The sequence below is a fragment of the Paenibacillus albicereus genome (genome assembly GCF_012676905.1).
Taxonomy (GTDB): domain Bacteria; phylum Bacillota; class Bacilli; order Paenibacillales; family Paenibacillaceae; genus Paenibacillus_O; species Paenibacillus_O albicereus.
Map to the genome: position 1 here is coordinate 3,591,068 of NZ_CP051428.1, position 19,065 is coordinate 3,610,132.

Annotated in this window: 16 protein-coding genes; 1 reads left to right on the top strand and 15 read right to left on the bottom strand. The window is 64.9% G+C overall.

The genetic code is table 11. The features are described 5' to 3' along the window. Positions 1 to 235: 235 nt before the first annotated feature. Positions 236 to 1,789, bottom strand: coding sequence for a LysM peptidoglycan-binding domain-containing protein (locus HGI30_RS16155; protein ID WP_168908498.1), 1,554 nt, complete (start codon positions 1,787 to 1,789; stop codon positions 236 to 238). A 128-nt stretch (positions 1,790 to 1,917) separates the two neighbouring features. On the opposite strand from HGI30_RS16155, the gene HGI30_RS16160 reads away from it, so the two are divergent. Continuing rightward, entirely contained in the window at positions 1,918 to 2,145 is a 228-nt protein-coding gene (locus tag HGI30_RS16160; protein ID WP_235680158.1) for a dihydrofolate reductase family protein, read from the top strand. A gap of 82 nt (positions 2,146 to 2,227) precedes the next feature. On the opposite strand, the gene HGI30_RS16165 is transcribed toward HGI30_RS16160, so the two are convergent. From HGI30_RS16165 to HGI30_RS16230, 14 genes are all read right to left on the bottom strand, one after another. Beyond that, on the bottom strand, positions 2,228 to 3,412 hold the full coding sequence (locus tag HGI30_RS16165) for an RluA family pseudouridine synthase (protein WP_328805144.1): 1,185 nt from the start codon (positions 3,410 to 3,412) through the stop codon (positions 2,228 to 2,230). Positions 3,413 to 3,461: 49 nt separating this feature from the next. Beyond that, positions 3,462 to 4,778, bottom strand: a complete 1,317-nt coding sequence (gene hemL / locus HGI30_RS16170; protein WP_168908500.1) for a glutamate-1-semialdehyde 2,1-aminomutase — start codon at positions 4,776 to 4,778, stop codon at positions 3,462 to 3,464. Beyond that, positions 4,778 to 5,779, bottom strand: coding sequence for a porphobilinogen synthase (gene hemB, locus HGI30_RS16175; protein ID WP_168908501.1), 1,002 nt, complete (start codon positions 5,777 to 5,779; stop codon positions 4,778 to 4,780). The genes hemL and hemB overlap by 1 nt, the downstream gene beginning before the upstream one ends. Positions 5,780 to 5,913: 134 nt before the next feature. After that, positions 5,914 to 7,488 carry a uroporphyrinogen-III C-methyltransferase gene (cobA, locus tag HGI30_RS16180; protein WP_168908502.1) on the bottom strand — a complete coding sequence of 525 codons (1,575 nt, stop codon included), beginning with the start codon at positions 7,486 to 7,488 and terminating at the stop codon, positions 5,914 to 5,916. A gap of 1 nt (position 7,489) precedes the next feature. After that, positions 7,490 to 8,452, bottom strand: coding sequence for a hydroxymethylbilane synthase (hemC, locus tag HGI30_RS16185; protein ID WP_168908503.1), 963 nt, complete (start codon positions 8,450 to 8,452; stop codon positions 7,490 to 7,492). A gap of 12 nt (positions 8,453 to 8,464) precedes the next feature. Beyond that, a complete protein-coding gene (locus HGI30_RS16190; RefSeq protein WP_168908504.1) occupies positions 8,465 to 9,139 on the bottom strand; it encodes a precorrin-2 dehydrogenase/sirohydrochlorin ferrochelatase family protein in 675 nt (224 codons plus the stop codon). A gap of 34 nt (positions 9,140 to 9,173) precedes the next feature. After that, the gene (ccsA, locus tag HGI30_RS16195) at positions 9,174 to 9,992 is read right to left on the bottom strand and encodes a cytochrome c biogenesis protein CcsA (protein WP_168908505.1); all 819 of its coding nucleotides are present in this window, start codon (positions 9,990 to 9,992) and stop codon (positions 9,174 to 9,176) included. Positions 9,993 to 10,051: 59 nt separating this feature from the next. Next, positions 10,052 to 11,413, bottom strand: a complete 1,362-nt coding sequence (gene hemA / locus HGI30_RS16200; RefSeq protein WP_168908506.1) for a glutamyl-tRNA reductase — start codon at positions 11,411 to 11,413, stop codon at positions 10,052 to 10,054. A 231-nt stretch (positions 11,414 to 11,644) separates the two neighbouring features. Then, the gene (gene speD / locus HGI30_RS16205; RefSeq protein ID WP_168908507.1) at positions 11,645 to 12,043 is read right to left on the bottom strand and encodes an adenosylmethionine decarboxylase; all 399 of its coding nucleotides are present in this window, start codon (positions 12,041 to 12,043) and stop codon (positions 11,645 to 11,647) included. 297 nt (positions 12,044 to 12,340) lie between these two features. Then, positions 12,341 to 12,931, bottom strand: a complete 591-nt coding sequence (locus HGI30_RS16210; protein WP_168908508.1) for a non-ribosomal peptide synthetase module — start codon at positions 12,929 to 12,931, stop codon at positions 12,341 to 12,343. A gap of 170 nt (positions 12,932 to 13,101) precedes the next feature. Beyond that, a complete protein-coding gene (gene yihA, locus HGI30_RS16215; protein ID WP_168908509.1) occupies positions 13,102 to 13,722 on the bottom strand; it encodes a ribosome biogenesis GTP-binding protein YihA/YsxC in 621 nt (206 codons plus the stop codon). Then, positions 13,719 to 16,109, bottom strand: a complete 2,391-nt coding sequence (lon, locus tag HGI30_RS16220; RefSeq protein WP_168908510.1) for an endopeptidase La — start codon at positions 16,107 to 16,109, stop codon at positions 13,719 to 13,721. The genes yihA and lon overlap by 4 nt, the downstream gene beginning before the upstream one ends. A gap of 38 nt (positions 16,110 to 16,147) precedes the next feature. Then, a complete protein-coding gene (gene lonB / locus HGI30_RS16225) occupies positions 16,148 to 17,848 on the bottom strand; it encodes an ATP-dependent protease LonB (RefSeq protein ID WP_168908511.1) in 1,701 nt (566 codons plus the stop codon). 131 nt (positions 17,849 to 17,979) lie between these two features. Beyond that, positions 17,980 to 19,044: a serine hydrolase domain-containing protein gene (locus HGI30_RS16230; RefSeq protein WP_168908512.1), complete on the bottom strand. Its 1,065-nt coding sequence runs from the start codon at positions 19,042 to 19,044 to the stop codon at positions 17,980 to 17,982. Positions 19,045 to 19,065: the final 21 nt, after the last annotated feature.

The following is a 19,065-nucleotide window of genomic DNA, read 5'->3' on the forward strand; positions in this document are numbered from 1 at the left end:
TCTGTCGGCGCACGGCGCACTCTTCCCCATCCTCGTCGTTGAGTGGAATGATGCTTGAATATCCCTTCTAGTTTAACGTGGCCGAGAGGCATAGTCAACTTGGCGGAAAACGAAAAAGGCGCTTCCTGCCGGAGCGGGAAGCGCATCGGATGGGAAGCGGCCTGGGACAGCAGGCGCCGGGCGTTCGGCCTCGGGACGGGCGAGGGACGGATCGTCCGCCGCCCGCCGGGGGCCGTCAAGGAATGTAAAGCACTTGTCCTTCGGCCACGCTCGGGTCGGCGAGGCGGTTGTGGAGCGCGATCTCCCTCGCTTGCAGCTGGTAGCGGTCGGCGATCGAGTCGAGCGTCTCCTCGCGCTGCACGATGCAGATCCGCACCTTGCGGAACGGCTTCTCTTCCGCCGCGCGGCTGAGGAAAAGCGACTGCCACTCCACTTCCTCCGCCTGAACCGCGGCAGGCGCCTCCTGCTGACGGCTGCGCTCCGACGCCTGGCGCTGCTCGCGGTCGCGCCGGCTCGTGCCGATGAGCGAGGTCAGGCCTTCCTCGCCGCCGTCCGCCGGGGACGCGGCGCTTCGCTTGGCGCCGAAGGCGACGCGCAGCTCCTGGCGCTCCGGCTCCGCCTCGGCCGCCTGAACGTCCGCTTCGCCGAAGGCGGAGGCGTAGGCCGCCGGAGGAGCATCGGCCGGGGCTGCAGGCTCCGGCTGCGATGCCGCTTCCCTCGCCTGCACAGCCGGCTCCTCGGCCTCGGCGGACGGCTCTGCTTGCGGTCGGCCGTACAGAACGGCAGACGGCTCCGCTTCTTCCGGCGTCTCGGCCGACCGATCGACGGATGCGATGGACCTCAGCGAGCTGAAAGCGCCGCTGCGGTCCCCGTCGTTCTCCTCGGCAGCCGCCGATCGCTGCGCTCCGGCCGGCGGCGGGAATGCCGCTTGCGGCGGCGAGAACGAGAAGGACGGCTCTGCTTCCTCCTCTTGCCCTTGGGCCGCTCGGTCCGGCTCCGAATCGTCCTGCCAAGCCCCCAGCTGCGTCCAGCCCGAAGCCTGGGCCGCCGAATCCGGCTCGGTTATAGACGGCTGCTCGAAGCCGGAATAGGCGGCAGGTCGATCCGACGTCCGGGAGCGCGCGGCGTCAGGCGGATCCTCGGCGAATCCTCCGAAAGCCTCTTCCCGAGCGCCCGGCGGAAAGGCTTCTTGGTCTTCTCCGGCGCGGTAGGCGGATGGCCCCCATGAAGGCTCCCTGCCTGCGTCCCGATCCGAACGCGCTGCGCGGTACTCCGCTGCGGCGTCTGCCTCCTCCTGCGCGCCCTCCTCCAGCTCCAGGTAGCGGCCCGGCGAGATGTCTCCGGTCGGCTGGGCCGGAGCCGAGGCGCGGTGCACGACCGTATACGGCTCCTCCTGCCACTGCGCGCCGTCGTCGGCCGGAGCCTCGACGCGGATGCCGCTCAAAGACAGCACGCCGGTGATGTTCAGCGTCCGCGAGGACAGCAGGTCGACGTCGAAGTTGTCGATTTCGACCGATATGTCCTCCAGGCTCTCGATCCGGTTCATCGGCAGCGTAATCTCAACCGGAATCTGGTGCTCCATCGTCTGCGCGGATTCGGACCGGTCGGCGGTCCGGTACACGCCGTTCAACAGCAGCCTCCCCCGCAGGATGGCCTGCTCCCCCTGCTGGATGACTTGGATGCGGGGGACGAGCTCGATTTCCTCCAGCTCCTCGATGGCTGCGACTTCTTCGGGCAGATGCACCCGCTCGTAGACGTCGAAGCGCAGTCCTTGCGATTGTTCGCTCACGCTAAAGCCTCCCTTCCCCATGATGGTGCTTGGGCATGCGATTTGCTCCTTACCATCTATATGGGCAGGGAGTCGGGAGCATGACTACTTTGGCCCCGCGCATCTCAGCAATCCATGAGAAACCGGAAGTGCTGACCGATGATAAGATGGGGACAGTTGCCGGACCGGAGTTGGCCCACCGTCTGACGGAGCTCGGCCTCGTGGATGAGTATCGGCTCTATCTCCATCCCGTCGTGCTGGGTCGCGGCAAGCCGTTCTTCGCCGGTCCTCGGCCGCCTCTGCGCCTCGCGGCCAGCGACCGGATCGGCGAGCAGGTGATCCGGCTGACCTACGTTCCCGCCCCGCTTCGCGATTGACCCGCTGGGCCTTCTCGTAAAAAAGGGATTCACCGGATGCCGTTGCATCCGGTGAATCCCTTTTTTGAGTCAGGCCGCCCGCTCAGCGCCCGGCATCCCGGCGCAGCCGCTGCAGCAGCATCTCCAGATCCGCCGGCAGCGGAGCTTCCACAGCAAGCTCGCGTCCGCTCCACGGATGCCGGAACTCCAGCCGGCGGCCGTGCAGCGCCTGGCGGCCCAGCAGCGGCGAAGCCACGCCGTACAGGGCGTCTCCAAGCAGCGGATGCCCGATATGGCTCATGTGCACCCGAATCTGATGCGTGCGGCCGGTGTCCAGCTCCAGCTGGAGCAGCGAGGCCTCGCTGCCGAACGCCTCCAGCACCTTGTACCGCGTAAGCGCATGGTCGCCGCCCGGAGACACGCGGCGGCGCGCGCCGTGATGGCGGTCGCGGCCGATCGGAGCGTCGACGACGCCTTCACGGCGGCGCGGCACGCCGCTGGCGACCGCCCCATAGACGCGGCGGATCGCCTTTTCGCGCATGGCGGCGTCGAGCGTCTGCTGGGCGAGGTCGTTCTTGGCGTAAAGCACCGGGCCGGACGTGTCGTCGTCCAAGCGGTGGATATGGCGGACCGGCAGCGGATCGCCCTGGCTCAGGCAGCGGCACAGCGCCGCCTCGTCCAGCGTTTGCGGCATGCCCGCGCCGTCCTCCGGTCCAGCCGACCGAACGCTCCGCCCTCCGGTCCGACCCGGTCCGCGGGAGTGTGCCGGCCTTCCGTCCGTACCGCTCCCGCCGCGGATCGCCGTCGGCGGAGCATCGCCGCTGCCGTGGACCGGCAATCCGGCCGGCTTGTCCAGCACGAGGCACCACTCGTCCTCGTACAGCGGCTGGGGCCAGCTGTCCGGATAATGGCCGCCCCAGGCGTCCAGCCGCTCTCGGGCCCGACGCAGCTCCGCCGAGGCGGAGCTGTCCAGCTCCGGAAATGCCCGCAGCTCCAGCAGCTCCGGCGCCTCCCCCGTCCTTCCGTCCGAGCTCCAGCGGATGCCTCCGGTCGACAGCAGCAGCCCGAGCCATTTCGCCGGAAACAGGTTCAGCTCCAACAGGCGCAGCCTCGCCTCGTGCGGATGCTGGCCCGCCTGCAGTCCAGCCGCTCCGGCGCCGGGCCCGAGCGGCACGCGCAGCCATTCGCCGCTTCGCTCCGCCGCATCCAGCAGCAGCGCGGAGCCCTCATGGGGAGCCGTCGACGGTTCCTTCACGGCCTCGCCCGTTCGGTCCGTCGGCTTTCCCACTCGGGACGCCTGCGACCTCTCGGACGACCATGGTGATGGGTCCATGGCCTTACAGCCGCCGCAGCGCTTCGCGGTTCGCCTCGATCGTGCGGTCGATCAGCTCCGGCGTATGCGCGGCCGAGACGAACATGCCCTCGAACGGGGACGGAGCGACGCTCACGCCGAGCTCGAGCATCGAGCCGAAATAGGCGCGGAACCGCCCGGCATCGCTCGCCTGGGCCGTCTCGAAGTTGACGACATGCTTCTCGTTGAAGAACGGGCACACCATCGAGCCGACGCGGTTGATCGTCACCGGCACGCCGGCCTCGCGCGCATTGTCCTCGAAGCCCGCCTGCAGCCGCAGCGACAGCCGCTCGAGCTGCTCGTACGTCTCGGGCGTCAGCAGGCTGAGCGTCGTGAAGCCCGCCGCCATCGCCAGCGGATTGCCCGACAGCGTGCCGGCCTGGTAGATCGGGCCAGCCGGAGCCATCCGCTCCATGAGGTCGCGCCGGCCGCCGTAAGCGCCGACGGGCAGGCCGCCGCCGATGACTTTGCCGAGGCAGGTCAGGTCCGGCGTGATGCCGTACAGCCCTTGGGCGCAGTGGTAGTGGACGCGGAAGCCGGTCATCACCTCGTCGAAGATGAGCAGGCTGCCGTATTCGGTCGTGACGTCGCGCAGTCCCTGCAGGAAGCCGGGCAGCGGAGGCACGACGCCCATGTTGCCGGCGATCGGCTCGACGATGACGCAGGCGATCTCTTCGCCGTACTTCTCGAAGGCGAGGCGCACGGACGCGAGGTCGTTGTAAGGCACCGTGATCGTATGCGTGGCGACCGTCTCCGGCACGCCCGGGCTGTCCGGCAAGCCGAGCGTCGCGACGCCGGAGCCCGCTTTGATGAGCAGGCTGTCCGCATGGCCGTGGTAGGAGCCCTCGAACTTGAGGATCTTGCTGCGGCCCGTATAGCCGCGTGCGAGGCGCAGCGCGCTCATCGTCGCCTCGGTGCCGCTGTTGACCATGCGCACGATGTCGCAGGACGGCACGCGCTCGCAGACGAGCTTGGCCATCTCGGTCTCCAGCAGCGTCGGCGCGCCGAAGCTCGTGCCCTTTTCGGCCGTCGCCTTGATCGCCCCGATGACCTCGGGATGCGCGTGGCCGAGGATGAGCGGCCCCCAGGAGCCGATATAATCGATGTACTTGTTGCCGTCGAGATCGTAGACGATCGCGCCCTCGCCGCGCTCCATGTAGGCCGGCGTCAGCCCGACCGACTTGAACGCCCGCACGGGGCTGTTGACGCCGCCCGGAATATAGCGCTTCGCTTCCTCGAATGCCGCGCGAGAGCGCGTGTCGTCCTTCCGTCCGAAACCGCCTGCCTGCTCTTGTCCGCTCATTAGAACCGCTCCTCCTTCAGCCACCGCGCCGCGTCCTTGGCATGGTACGTAATGATGAGATCCGCTCCGGCCCGCTTCATGCCGAGCAGCGTCTCCAGCACGATCTTGCGCTCGTCGACCCAGCCGTTCGCGGCCGCGGCCTTGACCATCGCGTACTCGCCGCTGACGTTGTAGGCGACGAGCGGCAGGTCGAAGTTCTCCTTGAGCGCACGCACGACGTCGAGGTAGGCGAGCGCCGGCTTGACCATGAGCATGTCCGCGCCTTCGGCCACGTCCGTGTCGGCCTCGCGCAGCGCCTCGCGGATGTTCGCCGGGTCCATCTGGTATGCCTTGCGGTCGCCGTATTGGGGAGCCGAGTTCGCGGCCTCGCGGAACGGTCCGTAGTAGGCCGAGGCGTATTTGACCGAGTAGGAAAGGATCGGGATGTCGGCATGGCCAGCTTCGTCGAGACCCGCTCGGATCGCGCCGACGAAGCCGTCCATCATGTTCGACGGGGCGATGACGTCCGCTCCCGCTTCGGCTTGGGATACCGCCGTGCGTACGAGCAGCTCGAGCGACGGATCGTTGTCCACCTCGGCCTCGCCCGTGCGCGGATGCTGATGCACGACGCCGCAGTGGCCGTGATCCGTGAACTGGCAGAGGCAAGTATCGGCCATGACGACCAGCTCCGGCGCCCACCGCTTGATGAGCCGTGTCGCCTGCTGCACGATGCCGTTCGCGTCGTACGCCGACGTGCCGTGCTCGTCCTTGTGGTCGGGGATGCCGAACAGCATGATCGACGGGATGCCGTGCGCTGCGATGTCGCGGATCTCGGCCTCCAGGCGGTCCAGCGTATAGCGGAAGACGCCCGGCATGGAGGAAATCTCCTCTACCTTGTTCTCTCCGTGCACGACGTAGACGGGATAGATGAAGTCGCTCGGCGTCAGCAGCGTCTCTCGGACCATCGAGCGCAGCGCGGACGTGCGGCGCAGGCGGCGATGGCGGACGAGGGGATGGGTCATGGGCATGGTCCTCCTTTGGATAGATGAATCTTCGGTGCTTGAACTCGGGATGTCCCTTGCTGGGATGCAGGCGGAATGGTCTCGAACGAAGGAGAGCGGCGGGGCCGAATGCCGCCGCCGCTTGTCCGCGGAGCTTAGACGGGCGCCTCTCCGGGCGCCGGAGCCAGCCGCTTCGCCGCCATCCGCGCGGCGAGCGCGGCGGCCAGCGACTCGATCGTCGCCTCCTCGGGCTGTACGGTCGGCTCAAGCCCTGCCTCGCGGGCCGAGCGGGCCGTCACCGGCCCGATGCAGGCGATCTCGCATCCGGCGAGCAGCCGCAGCGGATCGTCCTCGCCGGAGCGGCGCAGCATCGTCAGCAGGTTGGCCACGGTCGAGGAGCTCGTGAACGTGACCGCATGCACCCGGCCCTCGCGCAGGCACTCGAGCGCATACTCGTCCTGCTGCTCCGGCAAGCGCGTGTCGTATACGGTGAGCCGATCCGGCTGCAGGCCCCGGCGCTCCAGATCGTGCAGCAGCGTGTCGCGGGCCAGCGTTCCGCGCACGATCAAGGCGCGCTGTCCGGCCTCGATCAGGCCGGACAGATGCTCCAGCATGCCCTCGGCCTGAAATTCCATCGGCAGCGCCTCGGCCTGCAAGCCGCGGGCTTCCAGCGCCGATCGGGTCTTCGGCCCGACGGCGGCGATCCGCGCCCGATGGAACCGGCGGATGTCGCTGCCGGCGCCGCTCAGGCGGCGAAAGAAATGCTCCACGCCGTTGACGCTCGTGAAGAACAGCCAGTCGTACGCAGCGGCGGCTTCCAGCGCGGCCGCGAGCTCGGCGTCCGCCTCGGCCCCCTCGAGCGGAACCGTCTCGATGACGGGATACTCGCACGGCTCGCCGCCCAGCTCCTCGATCAGATCAGAGAGCGTGCTCGACTGGTCGCGCGAGCGGGTGACAAGCACGCGGCAGCCGAACAGCGGCTTGCGCTCGTACCATTGGAGCGTTTCCCGCTGGCGGACGACTTCGCCGACGACGATGACGGCGGGCGGCTTGAAGCCGGCCGCCTCGACCTTGGCCTCGATGTCGCCGAGCGTGCCGGTCAGCGTCCGCTGCTCGGGCCTCGTGCCCCAGCGGACGAGCGCGACCGGCGTCGTGGCAGGACGGCCGTGCCGGATCAGCTGCGCGGCGATGTAGCCGATCTTGGCCACGCCCATCAGGAACAGCAGCGTGCCGGTGGCGTTCGTCACCTTTTCCCAATCGATCGACTGATCCAGCTTGTCAGGACTCTCGTGGCCCGTAATGACCGAGAACGAGGAGGCATGGTCGCGATGCGTCACCGGAATGCCCGCGTAGGCAGGGACGGCGATCGCCGACGTGATGCCCGGCACGATCTCGAACTCGATGCCGTGCTGAGCGAGCAAGCCCGCCTCCTCGCCGACGCGGCCGAAAATCGTCGGATCGCCGCCCTTGAGCCGGGTGACGGTCTTGCCCTGAAGGGCGAGATCGACGAGCAGGCGGTTGATCTCCTCCTGCTTCATCGTGTGGCGGTCCGGCAGCTTGCCGACGTAGATCGTCTCGGCGCCCGGCTTCAGCTTGCGCAGCAGGCGCGGGCTGGCCAGCCGGTCATAAACGACGACGTCGCTGCGCGAGAGCAGCTCCAGTCCGCGCACGGTGATGAGCTTCGGGTCTCCCGGCCCGGCGCCCACCAGATACACGATCCCCTTGTTCATGTCAGCTTCCAAGCTCCGCCAGGATCCGGTCCGCTCCTTGAGCGCGCAGCGCCTGCGCGACCTCGAGGCCGAGCGCCTGCGGATCCGTGCCTGTGCGGATCTCCTTGAGGATCGTCGAGCCGTCGGGAGAGCCGACCATGCCGGTCAGCGTCAGCTCCGATCCGTGCTCCGAGCGGCCCGTGATGACCGCGTGGGCGCCGATCGGAATCTGGCAGCCGCCGTTCAGCGCGCCGAGGAACGTGCGCTCGGCCGCAACGGCCAGCGCCGTATCGGCATCGTCGAGCAGCGCCAGCAGCTCGCGCACGCCGGAGTCGCTCTCGCGGCATTCGATGCCGAGCGCGCCCTGGCCGACGGCCGGCAGGCAGATGTCGGGATCGACGGGAGAGCTGATGCGGTCCTCCCAGCCCATGCGCAGCAGGCCGGCCGTCGCCAGCACGATCGCGTCCAGTCCCTCGGTCTCCAGCTTGCGGATGCGCGAATCGATGTTGCCTCGGATCGAGCGGATGTCAAAGTCTGGCCGGTACGCCTTGAGCTGGCTCGCGCGGCGCAGGCTGCTGGTGCCGATCGCGGCTCCAGTCGGAAGCTCCTCGAGCGGGACGCCGCCCCGGGTAATGACGCAGTCGCGCGGATCGACGCGCTTCGGCACCGCTCCGTTCATCAGTCCTTCCGGCAGCTCGGAGGGCATGTCCTTCATGCTGTGGACGGCCAGGTCGATCTCTCCGTCGAGCAGCGCTTGCTCGATCTCCTTGACGAACAAGCCTTTGCCGCCCACTTTGGACAACGTGACGTCAAGGATGCGGTCTCCTTTGGTGACGATCTTGCGGATTTCGAATTCGTAGCCGAAGCCATGGGCCTCGCTGATTTGCCGGAGCGCCTCGATGACGTGCCCGGTCTGGGTCAGCGCCAGGGCGCTTTGGCGCGTGCCGACGACGATCGTCCGCGCTTCTCTGGATACATGCTGCATGAGAGTCCCTCCTTATGTAGACTGCTGCCGCCTCTTGATTGCCTCCGCTTCAACCGCCGCAGCCTCGTCCTCGCCTGCGAGGGGCCCGTCCGGCGGGCTATCCCCGGCGGCGGCCCAATCGGCAAGCCGGCGAGCCTCGCGGCGCAGCCGCTCCCGGCGAACGGCGGCATCCGGCTCCTGCTCGAGCAGCATGCGCCTCAGCTCGCCCATGCGGCGAGCTGCCTCGGCGTACCGCCCGCCGCCGTACCGCAGCTCCAGCTCGGAGCGCAGCACGGCGGCCAGCGCCGGCGCCTCGCCCCCGGCATGCACCGCAAGCAGCAGCGATCCTTCGCGGACCGCCGCGGCTGTCTCGAAGCTGCTCGGCGCCGATCCGGAAGCATCGTTGAACAGCCGGCCCTGCCGCTCCGCCTCCTGCCCGATCCGCGCGTTGAGCGAGGCATCGTCGGTTGCCGCGACGATGAGGAAGACGCCGTCCAGATCCGAGCCCCGGTACTCGCGCAGCCGGAGCTCGAGCCGGCCCTGCCGGGCCAGCTCCTGCAAGCGGGGCGTGAAGGAGAGGCCGACCAGCTCCAGCCGGTCGGCGCCCCCCGCGAGCAGCCCGTCGGCCTTTCGTTCGGCGACCGTTCCGCCGCCGACAATGAGGCAGCGGCGGCCGGCCAGCCGCAGCATCGCAGGGTATACGGCCATCACGGCGAGCCTCCTCGGGTCCGGCCGGTCCGCCTCAGGACCAGCGGTGGAAATTGGATGCAGGGTTGATGAGCGTGTTCAGCACGAGCATCGCGAAGCAGATCAGGTTCCAGCGCGCGCTCTGCAGCGCCGGCCTGCGCTTGACGGCCCGCTGGAACAAATCATAAGCGTACAGTCCAAGCGCCGCGAACGAGCTCACGACCTTCCAATCGAGCAAGTAGCCGGGCCGCCCTTCGACGACGACCGATACGACGGCGACCGAAAGCGACAGCGCGAGCAGCGGCACGCCGAACAGCACGAGCCGGTACGAGAATCGGTCGAGCTGCTCCAGGCTCGGCAGCCGGGCGACGCCGCGGCTCCAGCGCCGGGACTTGAGCCTCCCGTGCAGGAACAGGTACATGCCGGCGAAAACGGCGGAGATCGCCAGCAGCGAGAACGAGCAGAGCACGAGGCTGATGTGCAGGATGAGCAGCTCTTGCGCCAGCTTCCACGGAGCGAGCGGAATTTCCGCGTTCGGGTCGCTGAACAAATTGAGCGCGAGCACGCTGAAGGCAATCAGATTGACGAGGAATACGATGAATTCGATTCGAAAAAAGCGGCTGATGACGAGCGATGCCGTCAGCAGCAGCCAGGATACGCCAAGCCAATACTCGAATCGGGAAAAAAGCGTCATGTCCAGATGCGCCCAGATCCGATACAGCACGACGCCGGTGATGAGCACCCAGACGAACACAAGCAGCCCTGCGCCCATCCGCTTCGCTCTCCGGTTCGAGTCCACGAAGTCGGAGAAGTAAAACAGAAGGCTCAGGGCGTATATATAAAGCAAGCTATCGTAAAACCAGTACGTACCCATAGGTGGCGCCCTCCTGTCCTATTCAAGCATAGGCGAGGCCGCACGGCGGCTGGAATCGGTCAGGGCGCGACAATGGCAAGCGGAGAAGCGGCTTGGGATCGGGCCGCCATCGGTTTGTCGGCCTGGACGTTCTCCTTGGTTCCGCCTTCCGGCTCCTGATCCTTGAGGTCGAAAAGCTTCGCGAACAGCTCCATCGCGTCGTCCGCCTTCCGCTCTCCCGCAAGCTCCTTGATGCCATGGATCGGATCCTGCATCATCTGGTTCAGCATGCTCTTGGTCAGCTTCTGGATGACCTTGAGCTCGCGCTCGTCCAGATCGGGCAGCTTTTTGGCCAGGCTGTCCATCGTCTGGCGATGGATGTCGTCGGCTTTTTCCTGCAGGGACCGAATCAGCGGCACGACGCCGAGCGTCCGATACCACTGGTGGAACTCGTCCATCGTCGAGGCGATCATCGTCTCGATCTTCTCCGCCTCTTGGCGGCGATGCTCCAGGTTCATCTCCACGATCCCCTCCAGGTCATCGATGTCGTACAGGAAAACGTTGTCGACCGTGGCGATGGCCGGATCCAGATCGCGGGGCACGGCGATGTCGATCATGAACATCGGCTTGGAGCGCCGGCGCTGCATCGCGGCGGCGACGGCTTCCCGGCCCAGCACGTACCCGCTCGAACCGGTCGAGCTGATGACGATGTCGGCTTCATGCAGGCGGCGCACCGCCTCGTCCATCGAGCACGGGATGCCGTTGAACTTGCCGGCCAGCTCGGCCGCGCGCTCGAACGTGCGGTTGACGACGAGCACCCGGTCGGCTCCGTTGGCATACAGATGCTTGGCCGTCAGCTCGCTCATCTTGCCGGCGCCGATAATCATGACCGTCTTGCGGTTGAACTGACCGAAGATGCGCTTGCCGAGCTCGACGGCAGCGTAGCTGACCGATACGGCCGATTCGCCGATCGACGTCTCCGAGTGGGCGGCTTTGGCCATCGTCACCGCTTGCTTGAACAGCATGTTGAAAATCGTGCCCGTCGCCCGCTTCTGCTGGGACAGCAGCCACGCGCTCCGGACCTGGCCGAGAATCTGCGTCTCGCCGATGACCATCGAGTCGAGGCCGCTCGTCACGCGCAGCAGATGTCGGATCGCGCGGTCGTCCTCGTGCATGTAGAGATGGTTCGTGAACGATTCTCTCGACAGGCCGAACCATTGCTCCATGAAAGAGCGGATATGATAGGCGCACAGCTGATGCCGATCGACGACGGCATATAGCTCCGTGCGGTTGCAGGTCGCGACAATGACACATTCAAGGATGCTGGAGGTCGCCTTGAGCGCCTCTACCGCACGAGGAAGGTCGGCGTCCGAGATCGCGAACTTCTCGCGCACTTCGACCGGCGCGGTACGGTAGTTCAGGCCGACCACAACAATATGCATGTGACATCACCGCCTTTCTATGTCTGAGCCTTCGAGATCGTATCCATTGCGTACATTAGAATCATTATAACATAGAGGAATAGGCCCGCTCACGCAAACTTTGACGTTTTGTTGACGTCAGGCCTGTCCATCCTTACCGCATCTAGTGTGGACCTGGCTGAAGATCCGTATTCTCCCTAAAAAAAATAACCATGGAAAGCTCCATGGTTATTTGTACAGAGTTCCGGTCTTTTAAACCAGTTCGGTTGCTTTCATTTCCGGTTCTACGACTTGAAGCTCTCCCATTCCGCGTACGAGCTTCTTGGCATGAGTCGTCTTCGGCTTCAGGACCGCGAGCATGTAGTCGATCGCGAGCTGCGGATCTACCGTCTCGCCGCAAGTGTAGCAGTCCAGCGCGGCGAAGCCTCTTTCTGGATACGTGTGAATCGAGAGATGGCTCTCCGACAAGAGCACCAGTACCGTTGCGCCTTGGGGCTCGAATTGCTTGGCTTGAACCGAGAGCACAGATGCGCCGCATGCCTCCGCCGCTTCTACCATGTGGGCTTGCAGAAACTCGGCATTGTTAATGAGTTCGAAATCTACTCCCCAAGCATCAACCGCAACATGTCTTCCGAAAGTTGAGTATTCCATCTTCCGGCTCCCCCTTCCTAGGAATAAAATGATTAAAAATTTCATCCGCTAGGACCTACGTCATTCACTTCCCGAGGGATAACTCTCTCTCGCAACATATCCATGTCCTGAGTGAATCCTGGTTCCTATATTGGGTTTTTTTCAACGAAATTAAAAATACCATCTATCCCCCCCAAATGCAACCTTTTTTTCTGCAGCAAACCGGGCAGCCGCGGAGCACGAAAAAAAGACCGCCGGACCCGAGGGCCGGACGGTCTGGAACGGAGAGGCCGCATCATGCCGATTCGGAAGGCGATGTTAGGCCTCCAGAACGAACAGCCGATTCGAATGCTCGGCGAGCAGGCGATCGATCTCCCGGCGCTCGGCATCGTCCGCAGCGGCCAGGCGACGATCCAGCAGGCGGTTGACCGAGGCTTTGAGCCCATCGATCTCCTGCTCGGCGGCATTCAGCCGGAACGTGCGCTCAAGCTCGCCCCGCGTGTCCTTGAACTGATAGACGAGCCGCGTGCCCTTGGCGGTCTGCTCGCTGATGCGCTGGACCGCTCCGCTCTGATACTCGTATGTCATCGTATAATGGCTGTAGATCCGGTTGACGACCGCGTCGCCTTTGAAGGTCGAGACGAGCTTGCGCATCACGTTCGTGAGCGCCGGCTGCGTGATCCGGCAAGACCATTCGCACACAAAACGGCCATCTTCTTGCTGAAATACAAAGCGGACTTTTTCCCTCCCTGCGCTGTCTTCGAGAACCGCCTCCTGATTGCCGCCCTCAAGCACCATGACGCTGATGCGCACATGCTGGTCCTTGATGAAGCGGTAAAAACGGGTCATCTCTTCACGGGTCAATTGCAGTTTGGCATGAACGTACTCGGTGGCTATCCGCTGAGCCATAAAAATCTCCTCAATTCTATAGGTTGAAAAAGGGACGCTGGATTTTCGTTGCTTATCTCCATTATACGGGATCAGCCGCGGCGTTTCCTGCCAGCTGCGCTTGATAATCCGCCGTATTTCAGAATTTTAAGCTACCAGCCGCGATTGGGAGAAGGCAAAACCCGATTTCCTTAGGAATTCGCTGTTCCTTGCTGTTCTTCGCTCGCGATTCCGGCCGATTGCGCCAGCACCTCCCAAAGCTCTTCCCTTCCCATACCCGTTTCGGAGGAGAACAAAACGAGCGCATCCTGCGAGGAAGCGCCGAGCGTCGTGCGCACGGCCTTCTTGTGCTTGTCCCACTGGCTCCTCGGAATCTTGTCCGCCTTCGTGCAGACGATGCACATCGGAATGTCGTAATGCTTGAGCCAATTGTACATCAGCACGTCGTCCTTGGACGGGTCGTGGCGGATGTCGATGACGAGCAGCACCAGCTTCAGCTCCTCGCGGTTCTGCAGGTAGCGCTCGATCATCTTGCCCCAGGCCTCTCGCTCGGTCTTGGACACCTTGGCATACCCATATCCCGGAAAATCGACGAAATACAAGGCCTCATTGATGCGGTAGTAGTTGAGCTGCTGCGTCTTGCCGGGCTGAGAGCTCGTCCGGGCGAGATTCTTGCGCAGGATCAGCTTGTTAATCAGCGACGATTTGCCGACATTCGAACGCCCTGCCAGAGCAATCTCCGGCAAGGCGTCGCTTGGATATTGATGCGGCTGGACCGCGCTGATGATAAATTCGGCGTTCGTTATTTTCATAAAATCGGTGTCCCTGCTTTCTCTTCGCTTGCCGCCGCCTCAGTCGCGGAGGGGGGAGCGTCCTCGGGCAGCAGCGCATGCTCGAGCACCTGGTCCATGTGGGCCACGGGCACGAACTCCATGTCGATCCGCACGCTGTCCGGGATATCCCTCAGGTCGCGCTCGTTGTCGGCCGGCAGCAGCACCTTGCGGATGCCGGCTCGATGCGCGGCGAGCGATTTCTCCTTGAGGCCGCCGATCGGCAGGACGCGCCCGCGCAGCGTGATTTCCCCGGTCATCGCCACCGTCTTGCTGACTTTGCGTCCGGTGAGCGCCGAAATGAGCGCGGTCGCCATCGTGATGCCGGCAGACGGGCCGTCTTTTGGAATCGCCCCTTCGGGAATATGGATGTGGATATCGTTCTTCTCGTGGAACTGAGGATCGAGCTTCAGCTCCTCGGCCCGCGATCGCGTGTAGCTGAACGCAGCCTGCGCGGACTCCTTCATGACGTCGCCCAGCTTGCCGGTCAGCGTCAGCTTGCCGGTACCCGGAAGCACCGTCACCTCGATCACGAGCGTATCGCCGCCGACTTCGGTCCAGGCGAGGCCGGTCACGGCTCCGACCTGGTCCTCCGCCTCGGCGAGGCCATAGCGGAACTTGGCCGGTCCGAGCCACTCCTTGAGCAGCGCACGGTCGACGTTGATCGGCGCGCTGTCGGGGGACGACACGAGCTTCTTGGCCGCCTTGCGGCAGATGGAGGCGACCTGCTGCTCCATGTTGCGGACGCCCGACTCGCGCGTGTACTCGCGGATGAGCGCGAGCAGCGCGTCCGGCTCGAGCGTCAGCTGCTCCTCCTCGAGCCCGTGCTCGCGCTTCTGCTTGGGCAGGAGGTAGCGGCGGGCGATCTGCTCCTTCTCGAGCTCCGTGTAGCCCGGAATGTACAGCACCTCCATCCGGTCGAGCAGCGGACGCGGAATGTTGTGCAGCGCGTTGGCCGTCGTGACGAACATGACGGAGCTGAGATCGAACGGGGCTTCGATAAAGTGGTCGCTGAACGTGCCGTTCTGCTCCGGATCGAGCACTTCGAGCAGCGCCGCGGACGGATCGCCGCGGAAGTCCGACGCCATCTTGTCGATCTCGTCGAGCAGGAACACCGGATTCAGCGATCCGGCGGTCTTCATGCCCTGGATGATGCGGCCCGGCATCGCGCCGACATAGGTGCGGCGATGTCCGCGGATCTCGGCCTCGTCGCGCACGCCGCCGAGCGAGATGCGGACGAACTCGCGGCCGAGCGACCGCGCGATCGAGCGCGCGAGCGACGTCTTGCCGACGCCGGGAGGTCCGACGAGGCACAGGATCGGTCCCTTGAGCTTCTGCACCAGCTTCTGCACCGCCAAGTACTCGAGCACGCGCTCCTTGGGCTTGTCGAGGCCGTAGTGATCCTCGTCGAGGACGGCCTCGGCCTTGGCCAGATCGAGATCATCCTCCGTCCGCTTGCTCCATGGAAGCGATAACAGCCAATCGATATAATTGCGGATGACGCCGCCCTCAGCCGAGGACGACGGCATTTTTTCCAGACGGTCGATTTCCTTGACGACCTTTTCCTTGATCTTCTCGGGCAGCTCCGCCGCATCCATCTGGGAGCGCAGCTCCTCGACCTCTCCGGCACGGCCTTCGCGGTCGCCGAGCTCCTTCTGGATCGCCTTCATCTGCTCGCGCAGGTAGTATTCCTTCTGCGTCTTTTCCATCTGCTTCTTGACGCGCTGGCTGATCTTGCGCTCAAGCTCCAGCACCTCGCGCTCGTTGCCGAGCAGGTCGAGCAGCTTCTCCAGCCGCGCCTTCACGTCGACCGTCTCGAGAATGTCCTGTTTGTCCTTGATCTTGAGCGACAGATGGCTGGTGATGACATCGGCGAGCCGGCCCGGCTCGTCGATGTCGGACACGGCGGCATGCGTCTCCGGCGTCACTTTTTTGGACAGGGTGATGTAATGCTCGAACTGGCTCAGCACCGAGCGCATGAGCGCGTCGATCTCCGGATCGGACGATTCCTCCTCCGGCAGCTCCCGAGCCGTCACCTCATAAAACTCCTCCTGAGGCAGGTACTCCTGAATCTCGGCGCGCACGACTCCTTCCACGAGCACCCGAATCGTGCCGTTGGGCAGCTTGAGCATCTGGCGCACCTTGGCGATCGTGCCGATCCGGTAGATATCCTCCTCCGTCGGCTCCTCGATGTTCACTTCAGACTGGGAGCTCAGCAGGATCATATGATCCCCGAGCATCGCCCGGTCCAGCGCCTTGACGGATTTTTCCCTTCCGACGTCGAGATGAAGCACCATGCTGGGATAAACCAGAAGTCCCCGCAGAGGGAGCAGCGGCAGCCTGCGGCCTTTTCCTTTGGCAGGTCCCATGCCAACACCTCCCACCTTAAGATAGTCTTCCTATTGTATCATTCCCGTGAATCCGCCTGCAAATAAGGAACTTGAGGGGTCAGGAACAAATCCGCGATCGGAGAGAGCTCTTCCTGGCTCTCGCGGATGTCGTCCGGGAACAGGTCGCGGAAGACCTCCTCGACCCGGTCGACGGGAATGACCTTGAGGCCGTTAAGATCGGCGAAAATCGCCTGCCAGTTGTCCTTCGGAATATAGACCGTGAGGGCACCGGCTTGGAACGCCGCCTCCACCTTGGCCAGCACGCCTCCGACCGGCTTGACGTTTCCGTGGATGCCGACCTCGCCGGTCATCGCGACCGTATGGTCGACCGGCACGCCGCGGATCGCAGAAGCGATCGCCGTGGCCATCGCCACGCCGGCGGAAGGGCCGTCGATCGGCGTGCCGCCCGGGAAATTGATATGCAGGTCGAAGTCCTGCGGGCGCAGGCCGATTCGGCGCAGCATCGTCAGCACGTTCTCGACCGAGCCTTTGGCCATGCTCTTGCGGCGCAGCGTCCGCTGTCCCCCGCCGAGCTCCTCCTCGTCGACGACGCCGGTGATGGTGAAGCTGCCCTTGCCGGCGGCGGTCGGGATGGCGCTCACCTCGATCTCCAGCAGCGTGCCCATGTTCGGGCCATAGACGGCGAGGCCGTTGACGAAGCCGATCTGCGGAGCGGCCGGCACCTTGCGGTCCGGGCGCGGCGGAATCTGGCTGCTGTTGACGACCCACTCGATGTCGGCCGCCGAGATCGTCTCGCGCTTCTCCGACAGCGCCAGACCCGCTGCCAGTTGGATGATGTTGACCGCCTCGCGGCCATTGGTGGCGTAGCGCTTGACGACGCCTACCGCCTCCGGACAAGGAGCGAAGCCGATCTTTTTGACCGCGTTGTCGGCGATTTCCGAGATCTCGTCCGGCAGCAGCGGCCGGAAGTAGATTTCCATGCAGCGCGAGCGGAGCGCCGGAGGCAGCTCCTGCGGCGAGCGCGTCGTCGCTCCGACGAGACGGAAGTCCGCCGGCAAGCCGTTCTGGAAGATGTCATGGATGTACATCGGGATGTTCGGATCCTCGGAATGATAGTAGGCGCTCTCCAGAAAGACCTTGCGGTCCTCGAGCACTTTTAACAATTTATTCATCTGGATCGGGTGTAATTCCCCGATCTCGTCAATGAACAGCATGCCGCCGTGCGCCTTTGTCACCGCCCCGGGCTTCGGCTGCGGAATGCCCGCCACGCCCATCGCGCCGGCTCCTTGATAGATCGGATCGTGAACGGAGCCGATCAGCGGATCGGCGATGCCGCGTTCGTCGAAGCGGGCCGTCGTCGCGTCGATTTCCGTGAACTTCGCCTCGGCGAGGAACGGCGAAGACGGATTTTTCTTCGCTTCCTCCAGCACGACGCGGGCCGCCGCGGTCTTGCCCACGCCCGGAGGGCCGTAGACGATGACATGCTGCGGATTGGCGCTGCAGAGAGCAGCCTTCATCGCCCGCAGTCCGTCCCGCTGGCCGACGATGTCGTTCATCGTCTGCGGCCTGGTCTTCTCCGCGAGCGGCTTGGTCAGCGAGATGGAGCGAAGCTTGCGCAGCTTATCCATCTCCTTGCGGGATTCCTTGTCGACGGCCGACCTGTTCGTACGCTGGCTGCGCAGCATATTCCAAAAATACACCCCGATCACGACGGCGAAAAACACCTGCACCAGCATCAAAAATAGACTTAACGTCATGCTATCCGCTCCTCTCATGCTTGCCGGAATAAAAGACCCATACCGGATAGTATTGCCTGCCCCGACAGGAGTTAGTCCCCGAAATTGGAGGAGCGTGCAGCACGGCTCGAGACGATCGACAACGGGCCGGCTCAGTCGGTTCGGTAAAGCGCCTTGCCAAGCTCGGCGCCGAGCAGGTCGGCGCTCATCGGCCTGAGCCCGATGAGCGGAGCAAGCTGGCTTGCCGCCGAGGCGCCGCGGTTGGAAAGGACGGCGACGGCTGCCCTATGCTCCGGATTGAACGAGAGGAAGCTGCTGGAGCCGTAGGTGCCGCCGTTGTGCCAGAACGTATGGGTGCCGTCCGGCTCCGGACGTATGACCCATGCGTATCCGATGCCGACGCCGCTGGCCGGGCCCGACAGCCGGGTCTGGGCAAGGCGCATGGCGTCGCGGACCGGATCGCCCTCCCCGCGGCCTGCCGCCGCGTCTAGCTGCGCTTCCGCATAACGCAGCAGATCCGGCGCCGTCGAGCGCACTGCTCCCGCTCCCGCCATCGCGCCCGTGAAGGTCCACGGCTTGGCGGGCGCTCCTGTGCTGCGGTGCACCGGCCGCAGGCCGTCGTCCTTCTCCCCGCCTGGACCGAGCGTCGTGCGCTCCAGGCCGAGCGGATCGAACAGCTGGACGCGAAGGAGCTCGTCAAGCGATCGGCCGGAGCTCCGCGCGAGCAGCCAGCCGAGCAGGCCGAAGCCGTAGTTCGAGTACGAGGAGGGCTTGGAGCCCTCCCGATAAGGCTCCTTCCGCACCGCCTCCACGAGCGCTTCCGTCCCGTAAGCGGCGTACGGATCTTCCTTGTCCCGCACATGCGCGCGCAAATTGGCCGGCAGCCGGGGGAGTCCAGACGTATGGGAGACCAGCTCGCCCAGCGTCGTCTTTGCGGCGAACGGGGATGGCTCCAGCTCCGGCGCCCATGCGGCCGGCGCGTCCTCGCGGCGAAGCCGGCCGGCCGTCTCGGATGCGGCGAGCAGGAAGCCGGTCATCGTCTTCGTAATGGAGCCGATTTCGTATCGGCGTCGCTCCAGCTCCTCCTCGTCCGCGTCATCGGCGCTCCAATAGCCTTTTCGGCCGTCCTTCACCCAAGCGACGACCGGATCATGGCGCGTCCTTTCGAGCCAAGCATTCGTCTTCTTGCGCCGCAGCACTTCCTGAATGGTTTCCATGGCAAGGTCCCTCCGTTCAAT